Source organism: Ramlibacter paludis, from assembly GCF_022012305.1.
Lineage (GTDB): Bacteria > Pseudomonadota > Gammaproteobacteria > Burkholderiales > Burkholderiaceae_C > Ramlibacter > Ramlibacter paludis.
Genome location: NZ_JAKLTM010000004.1, coordinates 151,661 through 164,813 on the forward strand (window position 1 = coordinate 151,661; position 13,153 = coordinate 164,813).

A 13,153-nucleotide genomic window follows, 5' to 3' on the forward strand; every position below is an offset into this window, starting at 1 on the left:
CCATGGCCACCCACACAGGAGAAAACGATGGCAACTTCCCGCGGCGAAAAAGACGCCTGCGACCTGCTCGACGCAGACCACCGCAACGTCAAGAAGATGTTCAAGCAGTACGAGGAACTGATGGGATCGCGCAGCCGCACGGCCTCCCAGAAGAAGCTGGACCTGGCGCAGCAGATCTGCCAGGAGCTGACCGTCCACGCCCAGGTCGAGGAAGAGATCTTCTACCCGGCGCTGCGCGCCGCGCTGAAGGACACCGACATGCTGGCCGAGGCCGAAGTTGAGCACCAGACTGCCAAGGACCTGATCGCGCAGATCGAAGGCATGGGCGAAGCCGACGAGATGTTCGACGCCAAGGTGACGGTGCTGGGCGAGTACATCGACCACCACGTCAAGGAAGAACGCAACGAGATCTTCCCGAAGGCCCGCGCCTCGCGCAAGCTGGACCTGGTCGCCATGCGCGACGAGATCGCGGCGCGCAAGGAAGAACTGATGGGCGAGATGGCCTGATGGCCCCGTAGGCCGGGATGGCAACCCCGGCTTACGCCTGCTTCCAATAGCGATACGCCCAGGCGGTGGCGAAGCCGAGCCGCGCATAGAGCGACCGCGCCACCGCATTGCCTTCCTCCACCTGCAGGAAGGCCTGCTGCAGCCCCCGTGCGCGCGCTTCCTGCGCGAACGCCGCGAGGATGCGCCCTGCACTCCCCTGCTTGCGCTGCACCGGCAGCGTGCGCATGCCGTGGATGCCGCACCAGCCCTGGCTGAAACACGCCGATCCCACCGCCACCGTCGCCCCGTCACGCTCGATGCTGGCGAAGGCCGAATCGCGCGCCCGGCCCAGGATCGCAAGCCGGCTGGCGCCATCGACCGGGTCGAAGCCTTCGCCGAGGAACACATTGCCGAAACTGGCCGCCGGCGTGGCCGAGAGCCGCACGACCGCATCGGTGGGCAGCGGCATGTCCTGCACCCGCGCCACCTGCACCAGCGTCGTCTTGCTGGGGCGATAGCCGCGCGCTTCGAGGTCGGCACGCAAGGCGTCGAAGGCCGCCACTTCCGGTAAGCGGAACACCGCCGGCGTGCCGAAGCGCGCATAGCGCTGCTCCACCAGGGCGACGGCGCGCGCCTCGGGCGCCGCGTGCGCCAGCGGCGCGGCGCTGTGCGCGCGGCCCACGGTGCCGTGGTCCAGGGCCACCAGCCAGCCGGCCAGCTCCTCCGAATCCTCCGGCGGCATGGCCGCCAGCGTGGCGCGTTCGATTCCCGCGATGTCGTGCATGCCGCCATTCTGCACAATGGCGCATGCCGGCTTTGCTTGCGACCTACTCCTGGCCCGAACTGCGGCACCACGCCTGGCGCACCGCCACCGCGGTGTTGGCGGTGACGCTGGGCGTGGCGCTGGCGTTCTCGGTGCAGTTGATCAATGCCTCGGCGCTGGCCGAATTCGCGAGCGCCGCACGCTCCGTCGGCGGCCGCCCGGACCTGGAACTGCGCGCGGCCCGCGGCGCGCTCGACGAAGCCCTGTATGGGCGCATCGCCACGCAGCCGCAGGTGGCCGCGGCAAGTCCCATCCTGGAATTGCAGACCCTGGCGCAGGCGAGTGACGGCACGCGGCGCACGGTGCGCATCCTCGGCGTCGACGCCCTGCTGGTCGCGCAGGTCGCGCCCGGCCTGCAGCCCGTGCCGACCGAAGGCGCGGACCGGCTGGCCGTGCTGGCGCCGGACACCGTCTTCCTGAACGCCGCCGCCCGCGCCGCGCTGCCGGCGCAAACCGTGCGCGTGCAGGCCGGACTGCAGTGGCGCGAGTTGCGCGTGGCTGGTACGGCCGCGGCCGGCGGCGGCCCGCTGCTGGTGATGGACATCGCGGCGGCGCAGGACCTCTTCGGCCGCGGCGGCGAACTCACGCGCATCGACGTGCGCCTGCGCCCCGGCGTGACCGCCGCCGCTTGGCTGCGCGAGCTCCAGCTGCCGCCGGAAGTACAGGCCGCGGAACCGGCCGATGCGGGCCAGCGGGTCGATGCCCTGTCGCGCGCCTACCGCGTCAACCTCACGGTGCTGGCACTGGTGGCCTTGTTCACGGGCGCCTTCCTCGTCTTCTCGGTGCTGGCATTGAGCGTCGCGCGCCGCGCGCAACAGTTCGCGCTGCTGGGCGTGCTGGGCCTCACGGCGCGCCAGCGGCTGCGGCTGGTGCTGGCCGAATCGGCCTTGCTCGGCGTGGTCGGCAGCGCCATCGGCATCGCACTGGGCACGGCGCTGGCGGCCGCGGCCTTGTCGCTGCTGGGCGGCGACCTGGGCGGCGGCTACTTCCCCGGCGTGCGGCCGCAACTGCAATGGAGCACGCCGGCGGCCATCGCCTACGGCGCACTGGGTGTGGTGGCCGCGATGGCCGGCGGCTGGCTGCCGGCGCGCCAGGCCGCGCGCCTGCCGCTCGCGCAGACGCTCAAGGGCCTGGGCTCGTCGCGCATCGGGGCGCGGCGCCATTGGCCCGGCTGGGCGGCGCTGCTGGCCGCGCTCGTGCTGGCCTTGCTGCCGCCGGTCGCCGGCGTGCCGCTCGCGGCCTACTTCTCGGTGGGGCTGCTCTTGATCGGCGGCATCAGCGTGCTGCCGGCGGCGGTCGGCGCGCTCTACGACCGCCTTGCGCCGCTGGTGGCGCAGCGCCTGCTCCCGCTGCTGGCGGTGGAACGCGCGCGGCGCGTGCGCGAAAGCGCCGCCGTCGCGGTGAGTGGCGTGGTCGCGGCGCTGAGCCTGTCGATCGCGCTCACGGTGATGGTCGCGAGCTTCCGCCACTCGGTCACGGCCTGGCTCGACGTGCTGCTGCCCGCCGATCTCTACCTGCGCACCGCCATCACCACCGCCGCCGGCGACACGGCCTATCTCACGCCCGCCGTGGTCGAAGGACTCGCGCGCGTGCCCGGCGTGGCGCGCGTGGCGACGCAGCGCACGCGCAACCTCCCGCTGGCGCCGGACCTGCCGCCGGTGGCGCTGCTGGCGCGTCCGGTGGAGGCGCTCGGCAAGAACCTGCCGCTCGTAGGCACGGCGCTGCCCGCGCCGCCGGGGCACATCGCCGTCTATGTGAGCGAGGCGATGGTCGATCTCTACGGCGCCCGGCGCGGCGGCACGCTGCCCGTCCTGCAAACCGCGCTCGGCGGCGGACCCTACTTCGTGGCCGGCGTGTGGCGCGACTACGTGCGGCAGACCGGCTCGGTCGTCATGGACCTGGCCGACTACCAGCGCCTCAGCGGCGACACCCGCATCAACGAAGTGCAGCTGTGGCTGGAGCCGGGCGCTTCGCCGCAGGACGTGCAGGCGCGCCTGCGCACCCTCGCCGGCGACCTGGTGGAGATGGCGTCGGCCGGCGAGCTGCGCGCGGTCTCGCTGCGCATCTTCGACCGCAGCTTTGCCGTCACCTACTGGCTGCAGGCGGTGGCCATCGCGATCGGCCTGTTCGGCGTGGCGGCGAGCTTCAGCGCGCAGGTGCTGGCGCGGCGCAAGGAATTCGGGCTGCTCGCGCACCTGGGGCTGACGCGCCGGCAGATCCTGGCCGTGGTCGCCGGCGAAGGCGCGGCCTGGACGCTGGTCGGTGCACTCGCCGGTTTGGCGCTGGGCCTGGCCGTGGCCGTCGTGCTGGTGCACGTCGTGAATCCGCAGAGCTTCCACTGGACGATGGACCTGCTGCTGCCCTGGGGTCGCCTGGGCCTGCTGTGCCTCGCGGTCATCGCCGCCGGCACGATCACGGCCTGGCTGGCGGGACGCGCCGCTGCCGGGCGCGACGCCGTGCTGGCGGTGAAGGAGGACTGGTGATGCGCCGCCGCCCGCTCCTGCTGGCCCTGCCCTGGCTTGCCGCGGCCGCTCGGGCCGATGACGCCCTGCCGCCGCGCAAGCTGGTGTTCCCGCGCGACCACGGCGCACATCCCGAGCTGCGCACCGAGTGGTGGTACATCACCGGCCAGGTGGCGGCGGGCGGCCGCGTGTTCGGCTTCCAGGTCACCTTCTTCCGCTCGCGTGTCGACGCGACGCAGCAGATGCGGTCGCGCTTTGCCGCCAAGCAGCTGCTGTTCGCGCATGCCGCCGTCACCGACGTGCAGGGCCGCAAGCTCTGGCACGACCAGCGCATCGCGCGCGCCGGCTTCGGCGTGGCCGAGGCATCGGAGCAAGACGCTGCGCTCGTCCTGCAGGACTGGTCGCTGCGGCGCGAAGGCGAGGTCTGGGTGGCGCGGCTGCCGGCTACGGACTTCGCGCTGGAGCTGCGCTGCACGCCGACGCAGCCTGTGCTGCTGCAAGGCGCGCAAGGCCTGTCACGCAAGGGGCCGGAGGCAGCGCAGGCGAGCTACTACTACAGCCTGCCGCAGCTGGCCACGGCGGGCCGGCTCACGCTGCGTGGCGCGAACTTCGACGTCGCGGGCAAAGCCTGGCTGGACCACGAATGGAGCGAGGCGCTGCTGCATCCCGAGGCCGTGGGCTGGGACTGGATCGGCATGAACCTCGACGACGGCAGCGCGCTCACCGCCTTTCGCCTGCGGCGCAAGGACGGCAGCACGCTGTGGGACGGCGGGTCTTATCGCAGCGCCAAGGGCGACCTCTACATCGCCAGCCCGGGCGAGACGCAGTTCAGTCCGCAGCGCAAGTGGACGAGTCCGGCGTCTAATGCGACTTACCCGGTGGAGTGGATTCTCAGGACGCCGGCGGATTTCTACCGGGTGCGCGCGGTGGTCGACAACCAGGAGCTCGATAGCCGTGGCTCGACCGGCGCGATCTATTGGGAGGGGCTGGCGGAGCTGATCGACAGCAATGCGCGGGTGGTGGGGCGGGGGTACCTGGAGATGACGGGGTATGCGAGCCGCCTCCGGCTGTAGCCGCGGTTCGTTTCCTCACCACGGCCTACACTCTGTGCGCATGAAAACGGGCACTCTCCACTTCCTGTGCGGCAAGGCCGGCGCCGGCAAGAGCACGCTCGCGCGCCGGCTGGCCGAAGAAGAAGCCGCCCTGCTGATCGTCGAGGACGTATGGCTGGCGCGCCTGTACGGCGACGAGATGCAGACCTTCGACGACTACCGGGTGCGGGCGCTGCGCCTGCGCAGCGTCGTCGGGCCGCTGGTGATCGAGCTGCTGCGCGCGGGCCGGCCGGTGGTGCTGGACCTCCCCGCCAACACACGCGCAGCGCGGGCCTGGTTCCGCTCGCTCTTCGAAGCGGCCGGCGCGCCGCACCTGCTGCACTTTGCCGACGTCCCCGACCGCACCTGCCTGGCGCGCATCGCCGTGCGCAACCGCGAGCGGCCCGAGGGTTCGCACGAACTCAGCGAAGCGGACTTCGCGCACATCACTTCCTTCTTCGAGCCGCCGCAGGCGGACGAAGGCTTTCGCATCCGCGTCCTGGAGCCTTGACGATGAGACTGTCCCTCCTTTGCCTCGCCCTGCTGGCCGCCGTGCCCGCCTTGCGCGCCAACGAACTCACCGATGCGCAGCGCGCCGCGTTGCAGCCGCTTGCCATCTTCGACGGCACCTGGCGCGGCCCGGCCCAGGTGCTGCGGCCCGAAGGCTGGACCACGATCACCCAGACCGAGCGCGTCGGACCCATGCTCGATGGCGCGCTGCGCGTGATCGAGGGCCGCGGCTACGGCCCGGACGGCAAGATGCATTTCAACGCCTTTGCCGTGCTCTCCTACGACCCGACGGCCAAGCGGTATCACTTCAAGTCCAACGCCGAAGGGCGCGAGGGTGACTTCCCGCTGGAAGTCTCGCCCGACGGCTTCGCCTGGTCCATCCAGGCCGGCCCGGCGCGCATCCGCTACGTGGCCACGGTCAAGGACGGCATGTGGCACGAGGTCGGCGAGCGCCTCGTGGAAGGCCAGCCGCCCCTGCGCATCTTCGAGATGCACCTGAAGCGGCTGGGCAGCACCGGCTGGCCGGCCGACGGCGCGGTGCCGCGGGAGTGATGACGTGGTGATCATCCACCCAGCGAGCCGCCGGCTCCCGCTGCTGGCCGTGCTGCTCCTGGCGGCATGCACCAGCGTGCCGTCCGCGCCTTCCACGCCCATCCCCACGACCGACGAAGCGCTGATCGCGCGCTTCCGGTCCTGCGTCACGCCGACAGGTCCGGCCACCACACTTCCGCAATTGCCCGCCGCCGAGGAACCCCGGTTCACCGGCAGCGTGTTGCCGCTTTCCAAGACCGGTACCGTCATGGACGGCTACAACCACGAACTGCGGCTCGATGCGGAGCGCCGCCGCGGCATCATCGTGCAGACCGGCGGCATCGCCGGACACAAGACGGTGTTCGGCCCGTTCGCCCTGGAGCGGGGATGCGGCGCGTGATCCGCCGGTTGCGGTCGACGTTGCACGCGATTCATGCGCTCGCGCTGGCCGCGGCGCTTGCGGGCTGCGGCGAACGGCCCGCCGAACCGCCCCGGACACCGGTCGCCTCGCCGAGCCCTCCCCCCGCCTCCGCATCCACGGGCTCCTGGCTGGGCCGATGGACAGGGCCCGAAGGCACCTTCCTCGAACTGGCCGGAGGCCAGGGCAGTTACGAAGTCACCATCCGCAACCTGGACGGACCGCGCAAGTTCGCCGGCAAGGCCGATGGCGCCGCCGTCACCTTCGAACGCGATGGCACGCGCGAGACGCTGCGCGCCACCGACGGCGCCGGCACCGGCATGAAATGGCTGGCCGGCAAGAAGGATTGCCTGGCGTTGCGCAGCGGCGAAGGCTGGTGCCGTGACTGAGGCCGAGGCGCTCGCCTTCGTCGAGCAGCACGGCGTCGTGCTGGTGTCGGCGCAGGGCGCGGCGCCCAAGCTGGTCGACGCGATTGCCGGCGAGCCCGTGCGCGGCAGCTGGTGGGGCCATCCGCGCGGCAAGGAGATCTTTCGCGTGCTGTCGGCCGTGCAGGCGTCGCCGGACATCCTGGTGTGCCGCCTGCTCGCGGGCAAGTTGACGCTGGTGCATCGCCGCCTTTGGCCGGCGCTGGTGCGCCTGGCCGACCGCTTCGCGCCGGAGCGGATAGAACGGGTGCGCGAGGAGCACACGGCAAGCGGCAAGCACGTGAGCCACGAGGAGCCTTTTCCCGCGTGGGTGCCGGCGCAGGTGCTCGCGGAAGCGGAGCGCATGGCGCACGACGAGGCGGAGCGCCTGCTGGGCGCGTGGGCGCCACGCTGAAACCCCCATGGCCCCTGCCGCCGCCCATTGGCAGAATGCGCGCATAGCCGACCACGAGCTGCCCTGAATGATCGACCCGCTGCTGATCGACCTGCCCGACACCATCGAGACCGAGCGCCTCACCCTGCGCACGCCGCGCACCGGCGACGGCGCGCAACTGCTGCCGGCGCTGGAGGAAGCCCTGCCGCAGCTGCGGCGCTTCCTGGCCTCCCTGCCCTGGGTCGCGGGCGAGCAGACGCCCGACTCGGCCGAGCGCTGGTGCCGCAACGCGCAGGCCAACTTCCACGGCCGCAAGGACCTGCCCTTCCTGATCTTCGAGCGCGCCTCCGGCCAGTTGCTGGGCGCCTGCGGCCTGCACCGCACCGTGTGGGAAACGCCGCGCACCGAAGTCGGCTACTGGATCCGCAGCAGCCGCGCCGGCCAGGGATTCGTCACCGAGGCCGTCAAGGGACTGTGCAACTACGCCTTTATGCAGATCGGCGCGGTGCGCGTGGAGCTGATCGTCGACGAGGACAACCTCGCCTCGCGTCGCGTCGCCGACCTGGCCGGCTTCCGGCTCGAAGGCACGCTGCGCAACGAGCGGCGCGCGCCCGACGGCACGCTGCGCAACACCTGCGCCTACGCCCGCTTTCCCACGCCGCAGTACTGACCGGAGCCGACCATGGCCGACACCCCGCCCGCCGACGACATCGCCACCTGGCAGCGCAAGACCGCCATGCGCTGCAACAACCGCGCGTGGGAACTCTCGGTGAAACCGCGCACGCACGCCGAGGACCGCGAGATGCTCGACGCGGCCCATGCCGCGGCCTTCCACTGGGGCGAGATCGGCACCGAGCTGAACCGCATGCGCGCCAGCATGCTGCTGGCCGAAGTGCACGCCTTGCTGGGCAACGGCGCGCTGGCGCTGCGAATCGCCGAGCCGATGCGCCTCTACTTCCTGGCCAAGAACGACACGCCCGACTGGGAGAAAGCTTTCACGCATGCGGTGCACGCGCATGCGGCCCATGCGGCGGGCGATGCCTCCGCGCACCGCGCCTCGTACGGGCGGGCACAGGAGGCGATGGCGGCCATTGCCGACGCCGAGGACCGCAAGGTGGTGGCCGAAACCTTCGCCAACGTCCCGGCGCCATGACGACGCCGCAGCTGCGCATCGCGCGGCCCGTGCGTGACCTGGCGCGGGCCGAGACCATGTACGTCGCCGGCCTGGGCCTGCAAAGGCTGGGCGGTTTCACGGACCACCAGGGCTTCGACGGCGTGATGCTGGGCCTGCCCGGCGCGGGCTACCACTTCGAGTTCACGCTGTGCCGCGCTCATCCCGTCGCGCCGGCGCCGACCGCGGAGGACCTCGCCGTGTTCTACCTGCCGGACGCCGCGCAATGGGAAGCGCGCTGCGCGGCGATGCTGGCCGCCGGCTTTCGCGTGCTGCCCTCCTTCAATCCGTACTGGGACCGGCAGGGCCGCACCTTCGAGGACGCCGACGGCTACCGCGTCGTGCTGCAGAACGCGGAGTGGCCGGCATGACGATCGTGCCGGTGGAGCCCGGTGAGGCCCTGGCCGTGGCGCGTTTCATGGAGCGCGTGATCCGCATTTCCGTCGACGCCAGCGACGGCGAGAAGGAAGGCTTCGTCGCCCACACCCGGCGCAACGTCGAGCAGTGGGCCGAAGGCGCCATCGAGGCGCTGCACCTCAAGTGCGTCGACGATGCCGGCGAACTGCAGGGCGTGGTGATGGCCAAGCAGCACTGGAACCTGTGCCACCTGTTCGTCGCCCCGGCGGCGCAAGGCCAGGGCCTGGGGCGCGCGCTGATGGAGCGGGCCGTCGCCGAGTGCCGCGCACGCCGCACGCGGCCGTACATCAGACTCAATTCGGCGCGCAACGCCGTCGGCTTCTACGAGCGCATGGGCTTCGTCCGCGTGCCGGATGCGCCGGCGCTCGTGGCCGAGCTGCAGTTCGAGCTGCCCCTGTAAGCGCGACAACGCCGGCCGTCCTACACCGGCCAGGGGCTGCGCGCGCGAAGATGGCGGAAACACAACGAGGTGATCCATGGCCCTGCCCCACGCCCGACTGCTGGACGTCATCAGCGTAGCGCCCCTCGGCGACCAGCTGACCGACAACGTCAGCACCAGCCTGATCAAGACCGGCCGCGTGCAGCTGCTGCACCTGGTGCTGCCCGCGCACCGCGACATGCCCGAGCATCACGTCGACGACGAATGCATCGTCCATTGCCTGGAAGGCCAGGTCGAGATCACCATGGCCGGCGGCGTGCGCCGCCTGGACGCCGGCGAGCTGGTGGTGCTGCCCGGCCGGCAGCGGCACGGCGTGCGGGCGCGCAAGGACAGTGCCGTGCTGCTGACGCTGTTGCTGCGCGACGGCGATGCGGGAGACCAGGGTGGAGCAGGCAACACGCGGCTCTGATCCTTTCGGGCTCGAGCGCTTCGTGCGCGCGCAGGAGCCGGTGTACGCGGCCGTGCGGGCGGAACTGGCCGCGGGCCGCAAGCGCAGCCACTGGATGTGGTTCGTGTTTCCGCAACTGCGCGGGCTGGGCGTCAGCAGCACGGCGCAGCACTACGGGATCACGTCGCTCGAGGAGGCGCGGGCGTACCTGGCGCATCCGGTGCTGGGCCCTCGGCTGCGCGAGTGCGTCGCGCTGATGCTGGCCGTGGAGAAACGCAGTGCGCACGACATCCTGGGCTCGCCGGACGACCTGAAGTTCCGCTCCTGCCTCACGCTGTTCGCGCAGGCCGCGCCGGAGGAACACGCCTTCGCAGAGGCGCTGGAGAAGTACTACGAGGGCGTGCCCGACGAGCGCACCCTCGCAGCCCTCACATAGGCTCCGGGAAGGGCTTCGGGCCGCTCGGCGGTTCCGGCTGCGGCGTGAGGGGCGGGAGGGGTTCGGGCGGGGGATTGCCTTGCATGGTGGGTTCCTTTCTCTCGCCACTCTCGCAAACGCAGCGCTTGCGTCGTGTAGGCGCCCGACGCTTCATTCGTGCTTGTCCTACGCAGCACGGGCCCGGCCTCGTCGCACCATCAGGCATCGCTTTTTTCACAGGAGAGCACCATGCCTCGTGGAGACAAGTCGTCCTATACGGACAAGCAGAAACGCCAGGCCGAACACATCGAGGAAGGCTACGAAAAGCGCGGCGTCGGCAAGCAGGAAGCCGAGAGCCGCGCCTGGGCCACCGTGAACAAGGAAACCGGCGGCGGCAAGAAGAGCGGCTCGGGCCGCGGCAAGGCCATGGACACCAGCCCATCGAAGAAGGGCGGCAAGCTCGGCGGCCGTGCATCGGCTGCGCGTTCGGCCGAAGAGCGCTCCGCCTCGGCCAGGAAGGCCGCGGCCACCCGCAAGCGCAACGCGGCGAAGAAGTCGAGCTAGTGGTGCGCGCCCGGCTTCCCGGCCTGTGAAGCCGGGATGGGCACCAGCGGCCGGCCGACCACGAGTTCTTCCAGGCGCTGCAGGTCGGTGACCAGCAGCGCGCCGCCGCGCTTTTGCAGCAGGCCGTCGCGCGTGAGCGCCGAGAGCTCGCGCGTCACCTGCTCGCGCGTCGTACCCAGCTGCGCGGCGAGGTCCGCGTGCCGCGGTGCCGGCAGCAGGCGCGCGGAGGCCGCGTCTTCGTCCGCCGCGGCGCGCGCCAGACGCAGCATCTCCGCGCGGATGCGGTTCTGCACGCCCAGCGTGCTCAGCTCGATCACGCGGTCGGTCAGCGAGCGCACCAGCCCGAGCAGGTGGCGCACGTAGCGCTCCTCCACCCGCGGCTCGTCACGCAGCAGCTGCCGGAAATCGGTGGCGGTGAGCGAAGCGCTCAGCACGCGCCCGCTCGCATGCGCATCGGTCGTGCGCCGCCCGCCGTCCACCGCGGCGACGTCGCCGACGATGCCGCCTTCCTGGATGTGCGTGAACAGCACCTCGCGGCCGTCGGCCGAATAGACGTGGATGCGCACCTTGCCGTCGACGATCAGGTGCACGTCGCCGCTGGCGGCGTGGCGCGAGACGATCGCCTGGCCCGGCTCGAAGCGGCGCCACGTGCAGCGGTCCGCGAGGGCATGCAGGCGTTCCTGGGACAGGTCCGCCAGCAGCGGAGCCCGGGCCAGGCCGAGGGTGGACATCTGGGGAACAGCAACCATGGAACGAATCCTCCAGGGGCAGGATAGGAACGCGGTGCGACTTTCGCCACGCACCGATAGGGCAAACGCTGGCGGCCGGTGCGATAGCGCACATCGCACTGGGGCCGCTGCTCCCAACATCACTGCACCCGGCTCCATTCGCGCCGGGATCCCGCCAAGGAGTGCGCCATGCTTCGCTCGACCCTGCCTTCCACGCTGTTCGCCATCGCCGCCGCCATGCTCGTGGCCGGCTGCAACCTGGACCGCCCCGAGATGGACGACGCCATCGTGCCCACCGCCATGACCACGGCGTCTGCGACGCCGCAAGGCCAGGAGCTGTTCCGGATGTTCGACGCGGAAAAACAGAACGCGGCGACGGCCGAGCTGCCGGCGCTGTTCTAGGGCCGATGTTAGGCCTCTCCCCTAAGGATCGCAATGATCCGAAGGGGGATGTTTCCGATCAGACGTTGGCGATCGCCACGGCGCGCGCGTTCAGGTACGCGTCGACCGCTTCCGGCCCGCCTTCGGAGCCGTAGCCCGAATCCTTGATGCCGCCGAAAGGCATCTCGGCGCTCGGCAGCGCGGGCATGTTCATCCACAGCATGCCCACCTCGACGCGGCGCGCCAGCAGGTCGGCGTTCTTCAGCGACTTGGTGAATGCGTAGCCGGCCAGGCCGAAGCTCAGCCGGTTGGCTTCCTTGATGGCCTCGTTCAGGTCGGTGAAGCCGCGGATGCCGGCCACCGGCCCGAAGGGCTCGTCGTTGAACAGCTTGGATTCCATCGGCACGTCCAGCAGCACGGTGGGCTGCCAGAAGTTGCCCGTCTCGCCGATGCGCTTGCCGCCGGTGAGCACCTGCGCACCGTGCTTCTCGGCGTCGGCCTGGAACTCGGCCATCGCCGTGACGCGGCGCGGATTGGCCAGCGGGCCCATCTGCGTGCCGTCGGCCAGGCCGTCGCCGACCTTCAGGCCTTCGGCGTACTTGGCCATGGCCTGCGCGAATTCGGCCTTGACGCTCTCATGCACCAGGAAGCGCGTGGGCGAGATGCAGACTTGGCCGGCGTTGCGGAACTTGGCGGCGCCGGCGGACTTGACGGCCAACGCGATGTCGGCGTCCTCGCAGACGATGACCGGGGCGTGGCCGCCCAGCTCCATCGTCACGCGCTTCATGTGCTGGCCGGCCATCGCGGCCAGCTGCTTGCCCACCGGCGTGGAGCCGGTGAAGGTGATCTTGCGGATCACCGGGTGCGGGATCAGGTAGCTGGAGATCTCGGCGGGGTTGCCGTACACCAGGCCCAGCACGCCGGGCGGAATGCCGGCATCGGCAAAGGCCTTGATCAGCGCGGCAGGGCCGGCCGGGGTTTCCTCGGGCGCCTTCACCAGCATCGAGCAGCCGGCGGCCAGCGCGGCGCCGACCTTGCGCACCACCTGGTTGATCGGGAAGTTCCAGGGCGTGAAGGCGGCGACCGGGCCGACCGGGTCCTTCAGCACCATCTGGCGCACGTTCAGGTTGAAGCGCGAGGGCACGATGCGGCCGTAGACGCGGAAGCCTTCCTCCGCGAACCACTCGATGATGTCGGCGGCGGCCATCGCCTCGCCCTTGGCTTCCACCAGCGGCTTGCCTTGCTCCTGCGTCAGCAGCGGCGCGATCTCGCCGGCGCGCTCGCGCATCAGCGCAGCGGCCTTGCGCATGATCTTGCTGCGGTCGGCCGCCGTCATGTCGCGCCAAGTCTCGAAGCCCTTCTGGGCGGCTTCCAGGGCCTTGTCCAGGTCGGCCTTGCCGGCGTGGGCGACGCGGCCGATTTCCTTGCCGGTGGCCGGATTGAACACGGCGAGCGAACGGCCGTCGGCGGCGTCCTGCCACTGGCCATTGATGAAGAGCTGGGTGTTGGGGTAGGTCATGGCGGTCTCTTG

General features: G+C 71.0%; 19 protein-coding genes. 16 read left to right on the top strand and 3 right to left on the bottom strand.

Going from position 1 to position 13,153, the window contains the following annotated elements; translation table 11 throughout:
• The first annotated feature begins 27 nt into the window (after positions 1-27).
• Positions 28-507, top strand: coding sequence for a hemerythrin domain-containing protein (locus LZ009_RS14295; protein WP_275698620.1), 480 nt, complete (start codon positions 28-30; stop codon positions 505-507).
• Positions 508-538: 31 nt separating this feature from the next.
• Here the strand turns inward: LZ009_RS14295 and LZ009_RS14300 are convergent, their stop codons facing one another.
• A complete protein-coding gene (locus LZ009_RS14300; RefSeq protein WP_275698621.1) occupies positions 539-1,270 on the bottom strand; it encodes a GNAT family N-acetyltransferase in 732 nt (243 codons plus the stop codon).
• Positions 1,271-1,293: 23 nt separating this feature from the next.
• Here LZ009_RS14300 and LZ009_RS14305 point away from each other — a divergent pair, with 23 nt between their 5' ends.
• From LZ009_RS14305 to LZ009_RS14370, 14 genes are all read left to right on the top strand, one after another.
• Positions 1,294-3,792: an ABC transporter permease gene (locus LZ009_RS14305; RefSeq protein WP_275698622.1), complete on the top strand. Its 2,499-nt coding sequence runs from the start codon at positions 1,294-1,296 to the stop codon at positions 3,790-3,792.
• Positions 3,792-4,844 (top strand): lipocalin-like domain-containing protein, encoded by a 1,053-nt coding sequence (locus LZ009_RS14310; protein ID WP_275698623.1) that lies wholly within the window; start codon positions 3,792-3,794, stop codon positions 4,842-4,844. Before LZ009_RS14305 ends, LZ009_RS14310 begins: the two co-directional genes overlap by 1 nt.
• 40 nt (positions 4,845-4,884) lie before the next feature.
• On the top strand, positions 4,885-5,373 hold the full coding sequence (locus LZ009_RS14315; RefSeq protein WP_275698624.1) for a P-loop nucleotide/nucleoside kinase family protein: 489 nt from the start codon (positions 4,885-4,887) through the stop codon (positions 5,371-5,373).
• A 2-nt stretch (positions 5,374-5,375) separates the two neighbouring features.
• On the top strand, positions 5,376-5,924 hold the full coding sequence (locus LZ009_RS14320) for a DUF1579 domain-containing protein (RefSeq protein ID WP_275698625.1): 549 nt from the start codon (positions 5,376-5,378) through the stop codon (positions 5,922-5,924).
• 4 nt (positions 5,925-5,928) lie between these two features.
• Positions 5,929-6,303 carry a hypothetical protein gene (locus tag LZ009_RS14325; RefSeq protein ID WP_275698626.1) on the top strand — a complete coding sequence of 125 codons (375 nt, stop codon included), beginning with the start codon at positions 5,929-5,931 and terminating at the stop codon, positions 6,301-6,303.
• Positions 6,291-6,710: a hypothetical protein gene (locus tag LZ009_RS14330; protein WP_275698627.1), complete on the top strand. Its 420-nt coding sequence runs from the start codon at positions 6,291-6,293 to the stop codon at positions 6,708-6,710. The genes LZ009_RS14325 and LZ009_RS14330 overlap by 13 nt, the downstream gene beginning before the upstream one ends.
• Positions 6,703-7,140 (top strand): hypothetical protein, encoded by a 438-nt coding sequence (locus tag LZ009_RS14335; RefSeq protein ID WP_275698628.1) that lies wholly within the window; start codon positions 6,703-6,705, stop codon positions 7,138-7,140. Before LZ009_RS14330 ends, LZ009_RS14335 begins: the two co-directional genes overlap by 8 nt.
• Positions 7,141-7,207: 67 nt before the next feature.
• Entirely contained in the window at positions 7,208-7,789 is a 582-nt protein-coding gene (locus tag LZ009_RS14340) for a GNAT family N-acetyltransferase (RefSeq protein ID WP_275698629.1), read from the top strand.
• 12 nt (positions 7,790-7,801) lie between these two features.
• Entirely contained in the window at positions 7,802-8,272 is a 471-nt protein-coding gene (locus LZ009_RS14345; protein ID WP_275698630.1) for a hypothetical protein, read from the top strand.
• Positions 8,269-8,661, top strand: coding sequence for a VOC family protein (locus LZ009_RS14350; RefSeq protein ID WP_275698631.1), 393 nt, complete (start codon positions 8,269-8,271; stop codon positions 8,659-8,661). Before LZ009_RS14345 ends, LZ009_RS14350 begins: the two co-directional genes overlap by 4 nt.
• Positions 8,658-9,107 carry a GNAT family N-acetyltransferase gene (locus tag LZ009_RS14355; RefSeq protein WP_275698632.1) on the top strand — a complete coding sequence of 150 codons (450 nt, stop codon included), beginning with the start codon at positions 8,658-8,660 and terminating at the stop codon, positions 9,105-9,107. Before LZ009_RS14350 ends, LZ009_RS14355 begins: the two co-directional genes overlap by 4 nt.
• A gap of 76 nt (positions 9,108-9,183) precedes the next feature.
• Positions 9,184-9,555 carry a cupin domain-containing protein gene (locus LZ009_RS14360; RefSeq protein WP_275698633.1) on the top strand — a complete coding sequence of 124 codons (372 nt, stop codon included), beginning with the start codon at positions 9,184-9,186 and terminating at the stop codon, positions 9,553-9,555.
• Positions 9,515-9,970: a DUF1810 domain-containing protein gene (locus tag LZ009_RS14365; protein ID WP_430300369.1), complete on the top strand. Its 456-nt coding sequence runs from the start codon at positions 9,515-9,517 to the stop codon at positions 9,968-9,970. The genes LZ009_RS14360 and LZ009_RS14365 overlap by 41 nt, the downstream gene beginning before the upstream one ends.
• Positions 9,971-10,198: 228 nt before the next feature.
• On the top strand, positions 10,199-10,513 hold the full coding sequence (locus LZ009_RS14370) for a plasmid stabilization protein (protein ID WP_275698635.1): 315 nt from the start codon (positions 10,199-10,201) through the stop codon (positions 10,511-10,513).
• Here the strand turns inward: LZ009_RS14370 and LZ009_RS14375 are convergent.
• Entirely contained in the window at positions 10,510-11,262 is a 753-nt protein-coding gene (locus LZ009_RS14375; RefSeq protein WP_275698636.1) for a Crp/Fnr family transcriptional regulator, read from the bottom strand. The two genes, LZ009_RS14370 and LZ009_RS14375, sit on opposite strands and share 4 nt — an antisense overlap.
• A 168-nt stretch (positions 11,263-11,430) precedes the next feature.
• On the opposite strand from LZ009_RS14375, the gene LZ009_RS14380 reads away from it, so the two are divergent.
• Positions 11,431-11,643 (top strand): hypothetical protein, encoded by a 213-nt coding sequence (locus LZ009_RS14380; protein WP_275698637.1) that lies wholly within the window; start codon positions 11,431-11,433, stop codon positions 11,641-11,643.
• 58 nt (positions 11,644-11,701) lie between these two features.
• On the opposite strand, the gene LZ009_RS14385 is transcribed toward LZ009_RS14380, so the two are convergent.
• Positions 11,702-13,141 carry an NAD-dependent succinate-semialdehyde dehydrogenase gene (locus tag LZ009_RS14385; protein WP_275698638.1) on the bottom strand — a complete coding sequence of 480 codons (1,440 nt, stop codon included), beginning with the start codon at positions 13,139-13,141 and terminating at the stop codon, positions 11,702-11,704.
• Between the last annotated feature and the right edge of the window lie 12 nt (positions 13,142-13,153).

What these genes read in the sequence shown, in the direction of transcription:
- LZ009_RS14295 (WP_275698620.1), top strand. Translation starts at nt 28, where the DNA reads ATGGCAACTTCCCGCGGCGAAAAAGACGCCTGCGACCTGCTCGACGCA.
- LZ009_RS14300 (WP_275698621.1), bottom strand. Translation starts at nt 1,270, where the DNA reads ATGCACGACATCGCGGGAATCGAACGCGCCACGCTGGCGGCCATGCCG.
- LZ009_RS14305 (WP_275698622.1), top strand. Translation starts at nt 1,294, where the DNA reads ATGCCGGCTTTGCTTGCGACCTACTCCTGGCCCGAACTGCGGCACCAC.
- LZ009_RS14310 (WP_275698623.1), top strand. Translation starts at nt 3,792, where the DNA reads ATGCGCCGCCGCCCGCTCCTGCTGGCCCTGCCCTGGCTTGCCGCGGCC.
- LZ009_RS14315 (WP_275698624.1), top strand. Translation starts at nt 4,885, where the DNA reads ATGAAAACGGGCACTCTCCACTTCCTGTGCGGCAAGGCCGGCGCCGGC.
- LZ009_RS14320 (WP_275698625.1), top strand. Translation starts at nt 5,376, where the DNA reads ATGAGACTGTCCCTCCTTTGCCTCGCCCTGCTGGCCGCCGTGCCCGCC.
- LZ009_RS14330 (WP_275698627.1), top strand. Translation starts at nt 6,291, where the DNA reads ATGCGGCGCGTGATCCGCCGGTTGCGGTCGACGTTGCACGCGATTCAT.
- LZ009_RS14340 (WP_275698629.1), top strand. Translation starts at nt 7,208, where the DNA reads ATGATCGACCCGCTGCTGATCGACCTGCCCGACACCATCGAGACCGAG.
- LZ009_RS14345 (WP_275698630.1), top strand. Translation starts at nt 7,802, where the DNA reads ATGGCCGACACCCCGCCCGCCGACGACATCGCCACCTGGCAGCGCAAG.
- LZ009_RS14350 (WP_275698631.1), top strand. Translation starts at nt 8,269, where the DNA reads ATGACGACGCCGCAGCTGCGCATCGCGCGGCCCGTGCGTGACCTGGCG.
- LZ009_RS14355 (WP_275698632.1), top strand. Translation starts at nt 8,658, where the DNA reads ATGACGATCGTGCCGGTGGAGCCCGGTGAGGCCCTGGCCGTGGCGCGT.
- LZ009_RS14360 (WP_275698633.1), top strand. Translation starts at nt 9,184, where the DNA reads ATGGCCCTGCCCCACGCCCGACTGCTGGACGTCATCAGCGTAGCGCCC.
- LZ009_RS14365 (WP_430300369.1), top strand. Translation starts at nt 9,515, where the DNA reads ATGCGGGAGACCAGGGTGGAGCAGGCAACACGCGGCTCTGATCCTTTC.
- LZ009_RS14370 (WP_275698635.1), top strand. Translation starts at nt 10,199, where the DNA reads ATGCCTCGTGGAGACAAGTCGTCCTATACGGACAAGCAGAAACGCCAG.
- LZ009_RS14375 (WP_275698636.1), bottom strand. Translation starts at nt 11,262, where the DNA reads ATGGTTGCTGTTCCCCAGATGTCCACCCTCGGCCTGGCCCGGGCTCCG.
- LZ009_RS14380 (WP_275698637.1), top strand. Translation starts at nt 11,431, where the DNA reads ATGCTTCGCTCGACCCTGCCTTCCACGCTGTTCGCCATCGCCGCCGCC.
- LZ009_RS14385 (WP_275698638.1), bottom strand. Translation starts at nt 13,141, where the DNA reads ATGACCTACCCCAACACCCAGCTCTTCATCAATGGCCAGTGGCAGGAC.